The following is a 228-nucleotide window of genomic DNA, read 5'->3' as shown; positions in this document are numbered from 1 at the left end:
GGAATAGTCTTCGGGTAATGCTTGTGTAAAATAAGGGTTTTCCATTCCCATAATGGATACAAAAAGTTCTTTTGATATATTTTTACTGGCTTCATTAATAGAATCAGATGATAGAGTATAACCAGGTCCAAACGCTGTGAGTATGGAAATAAAAAAGAACAATGAAACAATACCCATGATTAAAGAGAATAAAGACTTCTGTATACTTGTCCCCTTTATTGACAGACC

The 228-nt window shown here is 33.3% G+C and carries 1 protein-coding gene; it reads right to left on the bottom strand.

From position 1 onward, the window contains the following. Window positions 1–228, bottom strand: a 228-nt coding sequence (locus tag AOA61_RS31615) for a hypothetical protein (RefSeq protein WP_218197282.1), incomplete at both ends; no start/stop codon positions are given.

The sequence above is a fragment of the Pseudomonas sp. 2995-1 genome (assembly GCF_002742505.1).
Classification (GTDB): Bacteria; Pseudomonadota; Gammaproteobacteria; order Pseudomonadales; family Pseudomonadaceae; genus Aquipseudomonas; species Aquipseudomonas sivasensis.
The sequence above is the reverse complement of the archived record's forward strand: the minus strand, read 5'-3'. Positions and strand labels throughout refer to the sequence as shown.